Annotated in this window: 17 protein-coding genes; 15 read left to right on the top strand and 2 right to left on the bottom strand. The window is 37.4% G+C overall.

Features of this window, described 5'->3' with window-relative positions; translation table 11 throughout:
- The first annotated feature begins 8 nt into the window (after positions 1 to 8).
- From JNUCC76_RS02190 to JNUCC76_RS02210, 5 genes are all read left to right on the top strand, one after another.
- Complete coding sequence (locus tag JNUCC76_RS02190) at positions 9 to 1,151, top strand: serine hydrolase domain-containing protein (protein WP_454155422.1); 1,143 nt, start codon at positions 9 to 11, stop codon at positions 1,149 to 1,151.
- A 35-nt stretch (positions 1,152 to 1,186) separates the two neighbouring features.
- On the top strand, positions 1,187 to 2,776 hold the full coding sequence (gene cshA, locus JNUCC76_RS02195; protein ID WP_454155424.1) for a degradosome RNA helicase CshA: 1,590 nt from the start codon (positions 1,187 to 1,189) through the stop codon (positions 2,774 to 2,776).
- A 144-nt stretch (positions 2,777 to 2,920) separates the two neighbouring features.
- Complete coding sequence (locus tag JNUCC76_RS02200) at positions 2,921 to 4,105, top strand: bifunctional folylpolyglutamate synthase/dihydrofolate synthase (protein ID WP_454155426.1); 1,185 nt, start codon at positions 2,921 to 2,923, stop codon at positions 4,103 to 4,105.
- Positions 4,092 to 5,480, top strand: a complete 1,389-nt coding sequence (locus JNUCC76_RS02205; RefSeq protein WP_454155428.1) for an MFS transporter — start codon at positions 4,092 to 4,094, stop codon at positions 5,478 to 5,480. Before JNUCC76_RS02200 ends, JNUCC76_RS02205 begins: the two co-directional genes overlap by 14 nt.
- A gap of 35 nt (positions 5,481 to 5,515) precedes the next feature.
- Positions 5,516 to 6,124: a JAB domain-containing protein gene (locus JNUCC76_RS02210; RefSeq protein ID WP_454155430.1), complete on the top strand. Its 609-nt coding sequence runs from the start codon at positions 5,516 to 5,518 to the stop codon at positions 6,122 to 6,124.
- Between the two features lie 21 nt (positions 6,125 to 6,145).
- Here the strand turns inward: JNUCC76_RS02210 and JNUCC76_RS02215 are convergent, their stop codons facing one another.
- A complete protein-coding gene (locus tag JNUCC76_RS02215) occupies positions 6,146 to 7,114 on the bottom strand; it encodes a thymidylate synthase (RefSeq protein ID WP_454155432.1) in 969 nt (322 codons plus the stop codon).
- Positions 7,115 to 7,315: 201 nt separating this feature from the next.
- Positions 7,316 to 7,792, bottom strand: coding sequence for a deoxycytidylate deaminase (locus tag JNUCC76_RS02220; protein ID WP_454155434.1), 477 nt, complete (start codon positions 7,790 to 7,792; stop codon positions 7,316 to 7,318).
- A gap of 71 nt (positions 7,793 to 7,863) precedes the next feature.
- Here JNUCC76_RS02220 and JNUCC76_RS02225 point away from each other — a divergent pair, with 71 nt between their 5' ends.
- From JNUCC76_RS02225 to JNUCC76_RS02270, 10 genes are all read left to right on the top strand, one after another.
- Positions 7,864 to 8,709 (top strand): bifunctional 5,10-methylenetetrahydrofolate dehydrogenase/5,10-methenyltetrahydrofolate cyclohydrolase, encoded by an 846-nt coding sequence (locus tag JNUCC76_RS02225; protein WP_454155435.1) that lies wholly within the window; start codon positions 7,864 to 7,866, stop codon positions 8,707 to 8,709.
- Between the two features lie 36 nt (positions 8,710 to 8,745).
- The gene (comGA, locus tag JNUCC76_RS02230) at positions 8,746 to 9,759 is read left to right on the top strand and encodes a competence type IV pilus ATPase ComGA (protein WP_454155437.1); all 1,014 of its coding nucleotides are present in this window, start codon (positions 8,746 to 8,748) and stop codon (positions 9,757 to 9,759) included.
- Complete coding sequence (locus JNUCC76_RS02235) at positions 9,728 to 10,738, top strand: type II secretion system F family protein (RefSeq protein ID WP_454155438.1); 1,011 nt, start codon at positions 9,728 to 9,730, stop codon at positions 10,736 to 10,738. The genes comGA and JNUCC76_RS02235 overlap by 32 nt, the downstream gene beginning before the upstream one ends.
- Entirely contained in the window at positions 10,735 to 11,046 is a 312-nt protein-coding gene (gene comGC, locus JNUCC76_RS02240; protein ID WP_454155439.1) for a competence type IV pilus major pilin ComGC, read from the top strand. Before JNUCC76_RS02235 ends, comGC begins: the two co-directional genes overlap by 4 nt.
- On the top strand, positions 11,030 to 11,431 hold the full coding sequence (locus JNUCC76_RS02245; protein WP_454155441.1) for a prepilin-type N-terminal cleavage/methylation domain-containing protein: 402 nt from the start codon (positions 11,030 to 11,032) through the stop codon (positions 11,429 to 11,431). Before comGC ends, JNUCC76_RS02245 begins: the two co-directional genes overlap by 17 nt.
- Positions 11,406 to 11,618: a hypothetical protein gene (locus JNUCC76_RS02250; protein ID WP_454155443.1), complete on the top strand. Its 213-nt coding sequence runs from the start codon at positions 11,406 to 11,408 to the stop codon at positions 11,616 to 11,618. Before JNUCC76_RS02245 ends, JNUCC76_RS02250 begins: the two co-directional genes overlap by 26 nt.
- The gene (locus JNUCC76_RS02255; protein ID WP_454155445.1) at positions 11,608 to 12,021 is read left to right on the top strand and encodes a competence type IV pilus minor pilin ComGF; all 414 of its coding nucleotides are present in this window, start codon (positions 11,608 to 11,610) and stop codon (positions 12,019 to 12,021) included. The genes JNUCC76_RS02250 and JNUCC76_RS02255 overlap by 11 nt, the downstream gene beginning before the upstream one ends.
- Positions 12,014 to 12,301, top strand: a complete 288-nt coding sequence (locus JNUCC76_RS02260; protein WP_454155447.1) for a hypothetical protein — start codon at positions 12,014 to 12,016, stop codon at positions 12,299 to 12,301. The genes JNUCC76_RS02255 and JNUCC76_RS02260 overlap by 8 nt, the downstream gene beginning before the upstream one ends.
- 37 nt (positions 12,302 to 12,338) lie before the next feature.
- The gene (locus JNUCC76_RS02265; protein ID WP_454155449.1) at positions 12,339 to 13,322 is read left to right on the top strand and encodes a class I SAM-dependent methyltransferase; all 984 of its coding nucleotides are present in this window, start codon (positions 12,339 to 12,341) and stop codon (positions 13,320 to 13,322) included.
- 64 nt (positions 13,323 to 13,386) lie between these two features.
- Positions 13,387 to 14,646 (top strand): acetate/propionate family kinase, encoded by a 1,260-nt coding sequence (locus tag JNUCC76_RS02270; RefSeq protein WP_454155451.1) that lies wholly within the window; start codon positions 13,387 to 13,389, stop codon positions 14,644 to 14,646.
- Positions 14,647 to 14,684: the final 38 nt, after the last annotated feature.

The following is a 14,684-nucleotide window of genomic DNA, read 5'->3' on the forward strand; positions in this document are numbered from 1 at the left end:
GGCACAAAATGAAACGCAGTCAGAAGCAACAATTTAAGATCAGAAAATGGTCTGTGTTCTTAATATTAGTTTGTATCATGGGATTAGTGTTATGGCCAAATCGGTTGAATAACGGTCAATATACGATTAATCCAATCGCTGATGATAAGTATAGTGCAAACAATATGTCAGCACTAAAAAGCAATATCTCGCCACAAAATAAATTTGCTGAGACGTTGGATAAAAAACTTCAGTCAGAAAACTATATAGGCACAGCGCTGATTGTGCACCATAATGAAATTATTTTGCAAAAGGGCTATGGTGAGGCTGATGAAAAAATGCATCGTGATAACGATGCCTCAACACTTTTTCAGCTTGCCTCAATTGAAAAAGCCATGACTGCTGTATTAATAATGCAGCAAATAGAATCTGGTAAACTGTCATTTGATACTAAGTTGAGTGATTATTATCCGAATGTGGTGAATGCTAATAGTATTACGATTAGAGATTTAATCACCATGAATAGTGGTTTAAGTCAACACATTCAACCGACGACATTTGAGTCCGAAGAAGATAACATTGATTTTTCTGCTGTTCATGCTGTTAAAATTGGTGAACCTGGTACTGGGATTGGTTGGTCTTACCAACCGGTTAATTATCGTTTGTTAGCAGGTATTTTGATGAAGCTCACTAATAAAACGTTTGCCGTATTGTTGAACCAAGTATTCAATAATACTTATCATTTAAATGTGAGAAATTACCAAGATTTCATCAATTCCAAACATCGTTCTATTGGGTATGATAATAGCTACGATAAAGCTTATAGTGAAGATCAAGTGGCGTACAACCGTGAAACTGGTACCGGAAATGTTGCCATGACAACTGGAGAATTGTATCATTTTTATCGGTTAATGATTGATAAAGTTATCATTAAACATCCCAGTCAGTTGTGGCAAACACGAACCGGTGAGACCTATGCTGCTGGAATGTATCACGAGGCAAAATACCTTAATGCTCACGGCATTTTGCCAGGATTTGAACCCACGGTTGTTATAAGCAATGATGGACGAGATGCGGTAATATTGCTTAGTAATCAATATTATAAGAATCACAGTTTTCAACCATTAGCCAGAGAATTATTTACAAAAATGACTGCCATTCCAACAAAGTAATGGCAAACGCGCACAAAGCGCAAGGAGAAAAAATTTTGAAATTTAGTGAATTAGGTTTGTCACAAGACATTTTGGATGCTATTATAACGCATGGATATGTTGAAGCTACACCAATCCAAGAAAAGACAATTCCATTAACATTAGCAGGCCGTGATGTAATTGGACAAGCACAAACAGGAACTGGTAAAACAGCAGCATTTGGTTTACCAATCTTGGAGCACATTGATTTAAATAATAAAAACATTCAAGCGTTGATTGTATCGCCAACGCGTGAATTAGCAATTCAAACAGCTGAAGAATTAAAAAAGCTGGGACGCGACAAGCGAGTTGATGTACAGGTTGTCTTTGGTGGAGCTGATATTCGCCGTCAGATTCAAAATTTGAAGTCACATCCACAAATCTTAGTTGGTACACCTGGTCGTTTACTTGATCACATTAACCGTAAGACTGTAAAAATTGATAATGTTCGTACATTAGTATTGGATGAAGCTGATGAAATGTTGAATATGGGCTTCTTAGATGATATTGAAGCAATTATTTCAAAGACACCAGCAGAGCGTCAAACACTATTGTTCTCAGCAACAATGCCACCAGCAATTAAGCGTATTGGTGTCAAGTTCATGACGAACCCTGAACATATTCAAATCGAAGCAAAAGAATTAACAACTGATTTGGTTGATCAATACTTTGTTCGTATGCGTGAAAACGAAAAGTTTGATACTATGACGCGCATCTTTGATGTACAGGCACCAAAATTGGCGATCGTTTTCGGTCGTACAAAGCGTCGTGTTGAAGAACTATCACGAGGATTAGAAGCACGTGGTTATCACGCTGCTGGTTTGCATGGTGATTTAACACAACAAATGCGTTCACGTGTGTTGGCTCAATTTAAGTCACATGAGATTAATATTTTAGTTGCAACAGACGTTGCTGCACGTGGCCTGGATGTTAAGGATGTATCTCACGTTTATAACTTTGATATTCCACAAGATCCAGAATCTTATGTCCACCGTATTGGACGTACTGGTCGTGCCGGAGCTAAGGGTGTGTCTGTCACATTCGTTGCACCAAACGAAATGGATTACTTACGTGCTGTTGAAGATTTGACTAAGAAGCGTATGACGCCTCTTGAACCAGCATCTCTAAAGGACGCCCGTATTGGAAAGATTAACAATGCTGCTGGTGAAGTTGCTAAGTTAATTGATACAACTGAGGTTTCAGAAATTCAATCTCAGGTAGATGCTTTGACAGCAAAGTATACTGCTGAACAATTAGCTGCAGCTGTATTATCTAGCGTTGCTGATTTAGAAAAGCAAAATACACCAGTTGAAATTACTCGTGAACGTCCATTACCACGTCGCAAGGGTGGTAATGGTGGCTCACGCGGTGGTTCACGTAATAGCGGTGGACGTCGTAATGGTGGTGGCGGCGGTGGTTACCGTGGCAATCGCGAACGTCGTGGTAACGGTGACACCCGTGGTAATGATCGCCGTCGAGGCAGTGGCGCTGCTTCTAGCGAACGTCGTTTTGGAGATTACAAGCGTCGTGACGGTCGCTCAACTGAAAGTCGTCGCAACAGTAGTGGCGGATCACGTCGCGAATTTACTGTACGTGAAAAAGATTAATAAATTAAAATGCTGTTTGAGACATCTTTGTATGATGTTTTATGAACAAGTGGAGCTCAGCTATTATTGAGTTGTTATCCACACATTTTGTAACACGATGAAACCGTCCAAACATTTTGGACGGTTTTTAGTTGGAGAAAGTAAATGAAAACAGTTGAAGATGCCATATCTTATATTCATAACCGGCCAAAAGGTGGTCAAAAAGAGTCATTATACCGCATGACCACATTGTTAGCAGCCTTGGGAAATCCACAAAATGATTTACCATATGCCATACATGTCACTGGTACGAATGGTAAGGGCTCAGTATCAACGATGGCTAGTAACATTTTACGTGTGGCAGGTTATGATACTGGTTTGTTTGTTTCACCTTTCATCACTAATTTTCGGGAACGAATGCAAATCAATAATGAGATGATTTCGAAAGATGATTTATTGCATACTACTAACAAAGTCGCGCAAGTGTTAGTAAACGTTGATGAAGAATTATATCCGGATATTCCTGTTGAATTTGAAGTTTTGACAGCGATTATGTTCACCTATTTTGCTTCAAAAAAATTAGATGCATTGGTGATAGAAGTGGGTATTGGTGGTTTACTTGACTCTACCAATGTGATGCCAAATACAAAGGTAGCTGTTATCACTAGCGTAGGATTAGATCATCAGAAAATGTTGGGTAATACAATTACTGAAATTGCATCACAGAAGGCCGGTATTATTCATGATGATGTTGCTGTTGTTACCGGTGATTTACCAGATGAAGCACGCTTGGTCATTGAAAAGAAAACCTCACATGTGATAAAAGGTCTGCGCCATGAATTTCAATCCGGATTGCCAGGAGAATATCAGATAGAAAATACGGCGACAGCTGTTGCAGCAGTACGTGCTTTTGCTCAGAATATTTCTGATGATACAATTCAAAAAGGGCTAGAAGAGAGCCACTTTTCGGGACGCTTTGAATTAATTGCACCAAACATTATGGTGGATGGTGCTCATAATGCTCAAGGACTTCGTGCTTTATACAAGTCGTTGTCAGTGGCATATCCAAAGAAAAAAATTACCTTGATTATTGGTAGTTTGATGGATAAAAATGTTACTGCTGAATTCAACGAAATATTGCAAGATGACAGATTTAACATTGTTCTTGTACCATTTACTGGACCTAATGGCCGTCCTAGTTTATCCATCGATCAGACATTAAAACAGTATCAGGTATCTGCGATGCCACATTGGCAAGAAGCGGTTGAAAAATCAACCGCGGATTTAACGGTATTAACTGGATCATTATATTTTATAAGTGAGGTAAGAGAACAATATGATAAAAGATAAGTTATCCCCACGTTTGGTGCTAAGTGTCTTAGCGATTGGACTGCTGGGATTTACTGATATTATGTTAGAAACTGCCCTGAACGTCAGTTTTCCAATGTTGATGACAGAATTTAAGGTAACTTCTAGCACTGTACAATGGTTGACATCAGGTGTCATCTTGTTGACAAGTATGGTAGTTATTTTGTCGCCATGGTTAAAGAAAAACTTCACCAATCGAAGTCAGTTTATTGTTGCCACGGTTATATCGATTGTAGGTGTGCTGATAGATGCTGTGAGTAATACCTTTGTGATTACATTGTTCGGCCGGTTATTACAAGGGATTGGTGGTGGAGTCGGCCTACCGTTAATGTATAATGTTATTTTCGAACAAGTTCCTGAAAAAAAACGTGGTACGATGGTCGGACTTGGCTCATTAATTATTTCTTTTGCTCCAGCAATTGGTCCAGCTTTTGGTGGTTATCTAACTCAAAATTACGGTTGGCATATGGTCTTTTGGGTTGTGCTACCGGTTCAAATTGGTTCTCTCATCCTTGGGTGGGCCACAATCAGGCAAGTTTCAACAATTAAAAAAGAAAAATTAGATATTATTGGCTGGCTGTTGTTAAGTCTGTTTTTTGTCTCTGGTATTTTTGTCATCGAAAGAATCAGCACACATGGATTAGTAAATCCCTTAAGTTTATTGATGACTCTGGCGATGTTTGTGGGTATTATTGGTTATGTTCTTTATGCAAAAAAAGTTGACAATCCATTGTTAAGCCCCGAAATATTTAAGTTTAAAGTTTTTCGTTTTGGTATAGCAGCGGCATTTGTAGCTCAAATAGTCAATTTAACCTTTAACTATGCAATACCCATGGTTCTACAAATTGTTTTACTTAAAAATCCACAAGTTGCCGGTTTGACTTTACTTCCAGGTGCTTTAAGTTATGCTGTGATGGCTATAATTTCAGGTCGCCTATATGATCGATATAGTGCACGGCTACCAATTACAATTGGTGTGATATTGATGTTTGTTGGAACGTTACTAATTGCATTTATCCCAATTAATCTCATTAGTTTAACCGGTGGATTCATGGTTATTCAAATAGGGGCTGGTTTTTGGTTTGGTAACAACATGACCTATTCGGTAAGCAGTGTACCGGTTGAATTTCAAAGCTCCGGGAATTCTATTTTTTCAGCAACAACGAACTATTCCGCTGCAGTTGGTATTGCACTTGCTGCTGGCATTATTGCTACATTTCAAAAGCAAGCAATTAATGTACGTGAGTTGGCTTCGTCAACACACATTGGTGCATTATGGACATTTAGAGTGGACATCGTACTGATTGTTTTAGCTACCATTTTTTCATTGAGTGCTTTAGGTTCTACAAGAAAATAGAGAGAATGACGTATCATATTGTAGAGGTAAACAATATGGTCAAAGAAAAAGTGGAGAAATTTTACAATGTTTTGGGGTATACGGAAAAGAAAGATATTCATATTTTTCAACGTTACTTTCCAAATAACTATAATTTAAATGAATTGACAAATGATATAGTGGAAGATTTTTTGTCTCATAATCCGATTGCTAATGAAGCTTTGCTATTGGGGATTGAAATTGGCAAACATGTTGCGCACCAGCGACGGCCACAGTTACTAAATGCCAAATATTCAGCAGAAATAGGTCGGTTTGCGCAACAACAAATTGGTAATTTAGTGCAGGAACAATTAAGTGTAGCTTTGCTTGATACGCAGCTGAATGTTATCGGTTGGGAAGTAGTCTTTGTGGGTACTTTAAGTCAAGTACAAGCTTCACCACGAGAGATATTTCAACGCGTGTTAAAAGCCAATGCATTTGGATTTATGATTGCACATAACCATCCTAGTGGTAACATTATGCCTTCCAATGCAGACATTACTTTCAGTCAGCGTTTGGCAACAATTGGTCATCAAATGGATTTACGTTTATTTGATTCGTTTATCGTGACGCAAAATGAGTATTGGAGTATGTCAGAAAATCAACAATTAAAAAAAGTTATCTGATTTTTCAGATAACTTTTTTATTTAGACAGCTACGGGCGCTTTAATGGCTGGTTCACTATCGTAATCTAATATTTTGATATCATCCATCGTATAATCAAACAATGATTTAACTTCTGGGTTTAGCCATAGTTTGGGTAATTTGTGCATAGGTCGTGACAATTGTTCTGTTATTTGATCAACATGATTATTGTAGATATGCGTGTCACCAATAGTATGGATAAATTCACCAACTTCATAGCCAGTTTGAGCTGCCACCATGTGTAGCAAAAGTGAATAGCTAGCAATGTTGAATGGAACACCAAGGAAAAAGTCACCAGAGCGTTGATACATTTGCAAGCTGAGTTTACCGTCCGCAACATAAAACTGACTAAGTACGTGACAAGAAGGCAGGGGAGCTTGTGGTGTGGTCTCAGCATTCCAAGCTGTTAAAATAAGGCGACGTGAATTCGGGGTTTCCTTAATTTGATCAATAAGTCTGGCTACCTGATCAACGGTTTCATCACCAGCGGTCAGACTATTTGTTTCCCAGCTGCGCCACAACTTTCCATAAACATTTCCAATATAACCAAATTCTTCCTTGAATTCATCATCATTGAGAATGTTGCTAACGAAAATGTCTTTTTGTTCCTTGTATATTTTGGCAAAATTTTCATCAGTTTGTGAACGAAGACCAAAATTAGTCATATCGGGACCGGTATATTTCTCAGATTCGATCCATTTTTTAAACGCCCATTCGTCCCAGATATGATTATTGTGTTCAAGCAAGAATCGGATATTATTATCTCCTCTTAAGAACCATAATAGTTCACTTTTAATCAAACCAAAGAAAACCTTTTTGGTAGTTAAAAGAGGAAATCCTTCAGACAGGTTAAATCGCATTTGCGTACCGAACAATGAACGTGTTCCAGTACCAGTGCGGTCTCCTTTATGTGATCCTTCATTAAGAATTTTTTTTGCGAGGTCGAGATATTGTTGTTCATTTTGAGACATATGTCAAAATACGTGATGTGCGCGACTGAATCGTGGGCATACAATCCCCCCCAGGTGATTTCTTATCGAACACATTTCCTTTCAAAATTAATCTTTACTTAAAATACTAACGAAAACCCCGTTAAATAGCAAATGATTAAACGGGGTTTTTGATGTGATATGTCTTTCTATTGGATTAAAAAAATCTAAGGTATATCGTATTCAAACAATGAACTGGTTCATATTAATTTGCTGCGCTGTTAGTGCTGAAAGTGGAACTTGTTTTAATTCAATTCCTTTTTGTGCTAATAGTTCTTCGGCAAAGGGATTATTTCGATAATCTCTCATAAAATAAATTTTATTGATACCGGCTTGTAAAAGTAATTTAGTACATTGGACGCAAGGCACGTCTGTTACATAAACTTCTGATCCAGCAATTGTTATACCCATTTTTGCTGCTTGCATCAAGGCGTTTTGCTCTGCGTGAACTGCTCGAATACAGTGACCGTCAACCATCAAGTCACCAACTTCTGTACAGTGAGGAGTGCCAGATACAGAGCCATTGTACCCACTGGCAATAATGCGATGGTCACGGACAATAATGGCACCAACATGTAATCGTGTGCAAGTAGATCGTGTGGATAAAATTGCTGCTTGTGCAATGAAATATTGATGCCAACTAATGCGTTGATCTGCCATGAATAACTTCCTTTATCAAATAAATCTGTTAGAATGATAATAACACATTTTTATTTGAAGGAGTAAAAAATATGACAGAGATTTTAGATGGTAAGGCGGTTGCAAAAACCATCAATGAACAAACAAAAGCACGTGTGGCTAAACAAAAAAAGCCTGTCACTTTAGCAGTTATTTATGATCCTTCAAATGATGGGAGCCAGTTATATGTTGGTATGAAGTCACGTCAAGCAGCTAAACTCGGCATTGTAACGCAAGATATACCAATCTCAACTGATGCAACAACAGAAAGTGTTATTCAATTAGTAGAAGAGTTAAATGACGATGATAGTATTACAGGAATTCTTGTTCAGAGTCCGTTAACCAAGGGAATTAAAGAACGACAAATTTTTTCTGCTGTAGCACCACACAAAGATGCTGATGGTCTAGGAGCAACAGTTCAAGGAATGCTATTCGGTGATTCTTTGGAAAATTATACTGTTTCAGCAACGCCACAAGGTGTGATGACTCTTTTGGCACAATATAATATTCCTTTAAAAGGGAAAAATGCTGTGGTTGTTGGCCGATCACAATTATTTGGCCGACCAATGTTTGCTTTGCTCACTAATGCAGACGCCACGGTAACCTTAGCACACCGCTATACTGCACCAGCGACCTTAAAGGCACTTTTAAAAAATGCAGATATTGTGGTCGTTGGTGTTGGTATTCCAAACTTTATTCAAGGTGAAGACCTGAAAAAAGGCGCTACAGTAATTGATGTTGGTATGAATGTTGTGGATGGGAAAGCTACGGGGGATGTGAACTTCTCCTCAGCCCAGGGAATTGCTGATTATATAACTCCCGTCCCAGGTGGTGTCGGACCAATGACTATCGCAACGTTGTTAGAAAATACAGTAACATTAGCAGAACAAAATCAATAAAAAGATAAACAAAAAAGCATCTGGCATATTTGTCAGATGCTTTTTTGTGCGAAAAGATATCTAAACTCGTATGATACTGTGAGCTCAAAAAAGAGAAAGGAGTTAATAATGGAAATTAATCAATTACTTGATAACGCTGTTGCTGAGGAAGCCAGTGATATTTACATATTGCCTAACAATGATAGGTTTATTATAAAGTTTCATGTTGGTGGTTCAATAGCAATTCAAGAATATTTGGACAATAAAGCTGCTGAAAAAATGATTTCAGCTATTAAATATCGTGCTAAGATGAATATTTCTGAGCGGAGAAGGCCACAACTCGGGCGTTTTCAAAAACAGGATATTTGGATACGTGTTTCAACTGTAGGAGATTTTTTGAATCGAGAAACGGTTGTTTTACGGATAATTTATCCTGCACAGCATGCGCAAAATTGGTTGGCAGAAAAGCAATTTAATGAGATGTCATTAAAGTTACCTGATTCAGGACTATTTTTAATTTCAGGACCAACCGGATCAGGTAAAACAACAACACTTTATCATTTATTAAAAAGTATTGCAGAAAATAAATTAGTATTAACCATTGAAGATCCCGTAGAAATCAATGCCCCTGAGTTTGTGCAGTTGCAGGTTAACGAAACAGCGGGCATTGACTATACAGAATTAATTAAAGTAGCTTTACGCCACCGACCTGAAATTTTACTAATCGGAGAAATTCGTGATGCCAAAACAGCTCAAGCTGTGATACAAGCGTCTTTGAGTGGACATTTAGTATTTAGTACTATTCACGCAATGTCAACAAAAGATGTTGCTTTACGGTTGTTGGAACTAGGTGTTGATAAAAGTCAGCTTGAAGCAGCACTAACAAAAATTGTTTATCAAAGGTTAGTGCCCACGACAGATAATAAGCAAGCTGCCGTTGCTGACTTTGTAGAAGGAGTGCCTTTAAAAAATTCACCAAAATTTACTAATAGATGGCGGGAAACGCTGGCGAATGCCTTGAAAGAAGGAAAGATAACAAATGAAACCTATCAAAAGTTTAGCGCGCTTTAATAAGCGGGACCAGGTATTATTTTTTCAAGAGCTGGGTGAGCTCCTATCATCTGGCTATAGTATCGCGCAGAGTATTGATATCTTAGCTAGTGCACATCAAAAATGGCAATCAATCCTTAGTCAGGTTCAGGAGGGTTTAGCAACAGGGCAAACATTCTATCAAGCTCTCGAGGCATTTATTAGCCCAAATATTTTATTACAATTGCGGTTATCAGACCAACATGGGGATGTTTCCAATACACTGGTTCGAATCGGGCAGACCCTTGCCAAATTTCAACAACAACAAAACAAATTATCACAGGTCATGCGTTATCCAATTATTTTATTGGGTATCTTGGGTTTGTTGCTAATTGGACTAAAATGTTTTTTATATCCAATGATTAATCAATGGCGAGAAACTAATCAAGACGCGACTAATTATCCATATGCATTTATTTTCTGCATCGGTATCTTAACTTTAACCTGTTTAACTCTGTGGTTATGGTATTGGTATCATTTATCATCGATCCAACAATTAAATATACTGGCTAAATTACCGTTTATGGGGACGATAGTGCGCAGTATTGTTACCTATCAAGTTAGCCAACAACTATCAATGTTAATGTTTAGTGGGCTAACGTTACCAGAAATTATTGATGAAGTTGCACAACAAAAAAATAAATCATACGCAGTTGCGCTTGCGCATGATATTCAAAAACAGCTCAAATTGGGCGGTAATATCGAAAGATATATATTATCACAGTCATTTGTTAATGATTCATTGGCTGGATATTTTATTCGTGGGCATAAGCCTAAGGTGCTTGCTCGCTATCTCGATTATTATTCAAAAACACAATTTCAATTACTTATGCAACAAACTGACCGCTTTATCGGTACGCTACAACCATTATTTTTTGGTATTATTGGCGTTGCAATTGTTGGTCTGTATATAAGCATGCTATTACCAATGTATCAAACAATCGGAGGACTCTATCAATGACCATTTTTAAGAAATCAAAAAAAGCATTTACATTAATTGAAGCAGCAATTGTACTCTTTATTATTAGTTTATTAATGTTACTTATTCTGCCAAATTTAAATGCACAGCGTAAACACGCTATAGAAAACCATGCGACAGCGATGGTATCAACTGTTCAAACACAAATTGATTTATATCAAAATGATCACCCCAATCAGGATAATGTGACACTCGCTGAACTAAAGTCAGAAAATTATTTAACTGAGAAACAGTTTCAAAAAGCACAAGATCTTAAAATAACAATTGTTCATAATGAAGCACGCAAATAGTGGGTTTACATTAATCGAGTCAGCTGTAACATTAACGATTGTGAGTTTGCTGCTTTTTGTTGGGGCACAAACATCGGCGTACCCCAAAACAGACACTCAACAATGGTTAGCAACATTTCAAACCTACTGGCAAAACGCAAGACTAACGGCACAACATGAACAAAAAACAGTTGAGGTTATTTTTGATAAGAAGGAAGTTAAATTTAATAATCAAGTATTAGTTTATCCAGCAGGTATAAAAAAAGATACGCGACAAAAAATAAATGTCTTAGCAACAGGTTATGTTGCACCAACCACAGTGACACTAACAGGAGAACAGTCGATAAAACTAATATTTAGTCTTGGTGGAGGAGAATATCGTGTTGAAACAAACAATTCAAAATAAGCAGTCCGCATTTGTTTTGGCAGAATCAATGTTAGCTTTAATACTAGTATCAGTGTGCATGTCATTTGAGTATGAACAAGTTCATCAATTTCATATTCACAAAAGTAACTTGGAAAGAAAATTAAAAATTGCAGAACGAGAGCGAATTGATGCCATAAATCAGTGGGAAAAATCTAATGAAAAATAATGGATTTACATTGCTAGAAGCTTTGATATCACTGCTTATAGCCTCGTTAGTTTTGACTTCTTTACAGTTTGTTGTTCCGCTCCTAAAGCAAATCTCTGATGCTCCAAAGGGAACAGTACTGCAGACGATCACTCATCAACTCGAAACTCAAAAATATACTATAACGTCAGCAACATTGACATCAGCGAGACTCAAAAGTTACGAGGGTAAAGATATGTATCTCGAAGTCAAAAATGATAAATTACAATTAAGTGGCAGTGGTGCGGGCCAGATAATTTTAATGCAGAACGTAACAGATCTGAAGGTAGACAATAGCAATAATTATTTAAACTTAACAATTACAACTAATAAAGGTAAATTTTCAAGTATATTACATTTAAAGAAGACGGTACAAAATGAATAAAAAGAATGCCTATGTTTTAGTACCAACCATTTTTGTTCTGGGGGCATTAAGCACGTTATTTATTTTGCAGAATATGTCCTTTAATCAACAGTTGCGGGCGCAAGCACATTTGATTGAAATGGCAAAGATTGACAAGATACAAATGATTGTCAGTACACAAGTATACAAACATAATGCCACCAAATTCAATTTTGATGAGGCGAAAGTCACCGTTATGGATAATCAAATAAAAATTTACTTAGGAAAGCGTATATATCAGCGTGAATTGCTTGTGAAATAACCTTGAAAACTGGTCCTAAAACCGCTAAAATAAACCTATGACACAAGAAAAAATAGCACAATATTTTGATGCTTTGACTAGGGCTTCGCAATCGCTGGTTAAAGACACGAACATCAGTTATATCGATGCACTAATTGAGATACTTGAAGACATTCATTCGTATAATGTCCATCGTGAGTTTGATAAGCCAAGTATCGATGTGGTGCAAATAATACAGTCAACAATTGACATGAACTGGTCTTTATTATCACCAGCTGAAAAACGCAAAGCGCTACAGTTAGCTGTTTTGAAATCTAATCGTGAGGATCAAACTCCTTCTAATTATCAGATTACTCCCGATGGAATTGGCTATTTGCTGGCTGATTTTATCAACCAGACAGCTGGGTTACGAGATGGCGATACTATTATCGACATGAACGTTGGTTCAGGTAATCTTTTGTGGACAATAGATGAGATGCTAGACGTGTCAGTTAAACGCATAGGGATTGATAATGATGAAACACAACTAGCGCTCGCGTCTGCCACAGATGAAATAATCAATAGTGATGAAACAACTCTATACAAAGAGGATACTATCAGCATAGATGATGCTCCTAAAGCCAAAGTTGTTATAGCTGATTTACCAGTTGGGTATTATCCACTTCAGCCAAGTGATAAATTTATAACTCGTAATCAAAATGGACGTTCTTTTGTTCATCATCTACTTATTGAAAAGTCATTGGACTTTGTTACAGATGATGGATGGATATACCTACTTGTACCCGCAAATATTTTGAACGGCGATGAAGCAAAGAAAATACTACAATTTGTTACATCACGAGCACAGCTTAAAGCGTTTCTACAATTACCAAACGAATTTTTCCAAAATCCGCGTGCAGCAAAAGCTATTTTAGTGCTTAAAAAGCAAAAATCTAAAAATAGTGAAGTGCTCATGGGTCAATATCCTTCGCTCAAGGATCTAAAATCACTGCAAAATTTTTTGCAAGAAATCAAAGCGTGGGTTAAACTAGAGAATGAGTAAAATTGTTGTATTCGTGGCATTGTCACTTAGAATTTAGGTAAGAAAGACAGGTAAAAAAAATATCATGGCTAAAACAATGGCTGTTAACGCAGGTAGTTCATCACTAAAGTTTCAATTATTAGAGATGCCTGCAGAACAAGTAATTGCACAAGGTGTTATCGAACGCATTGGTATGGACGATGCAATAGTAACGATTAAATACGGTGCAGAAATCAGTGCAGAGCGCTTGGTTGGCCATTCAGAAGATGACGAATATATTACTTTGTCCAAAGACGGCAAAGGTAAGAAGTATGAAAACGTTACCGCAATTAAAAACCACCAACAAGCTATTAACTTCATGTTGCAAAAGTTAACAGATCTGGGCATCATTAAGGACTTTAATGAAATTACTGGTGTCGGACATCGTGTTGTTGCTGGTGGTGAATGGTTTAATCATTCCGTAATAGTAACAGATGAAGTACTGGCTAAAATTGATCGTCTTGCAGATTATGCACCACTTCATAACCCAGCCAATGCTATGGGAATTCGTGCTTTCCAGAAGCTTCTTCCTGATGCATTGTCAGTGGCAGTCTTTGATACTTCTTTCCATCAAACAATGCCAGATGAAAACTTTCTTTATGCCTTACCCTATGAATACTACACACGTTATGGTGCTCGCAAGTATGGTGCGCATGGCACATCGCACCGATATGTTGCATCGCGTGCAGCCGAATTACTTGGAAAAAATCTAAAGAGCTTGAAATTGATTACATTACATTTGGGTGCAGGTGCATCAATTACGGCTATTAAGGATGGTAAGTCATTAGATACTTCTATGGGATTTTCTCCTTTAGCTGGTGTTGCTATGGCAACGCGTTCAGGAGATGTCGATGCCTCACTAGTCTATTATATTCAAGAACGTGAAGGACTAACTAATGAAGAGATGTTGAATATATTGAATAAGAAGTCCGGCTTGCTTGGTATTTCGACGATTTCAAGTGATATGCGTGATTTACTAGATGTTCAGGACACTAATGAACACGCTAACATGGCTATTAGAATATTTATTAATCGTGTTGTTAAATATGTGGGACAGTATGTTGCTGAAATGGGAGGCGTTGATGCCATCGTATTTACAGCAGGAATTGGTGAAAACTCGGTCCCAGTTCGTAAAATGATTATTGATAAATTAAACTACTTTGGTGTGAAACTAGATGAAGAAAAAAATAATGTTCGCGGTAAAGAAGTTGAAATATCTACGAATGACTCCAAGGTCAAAGCCTTGTTGATCCCAACCAATGAAGAACTAATGATTGCTAGAGATGTTGAATCTTTGAAAGCATAGTTAGATGTTAGAGTATGTGGACGGCTAGTGGACTACAC

The organism is Leuconostoc sp. JNUCC 76, from assembly GCF_053667755.1.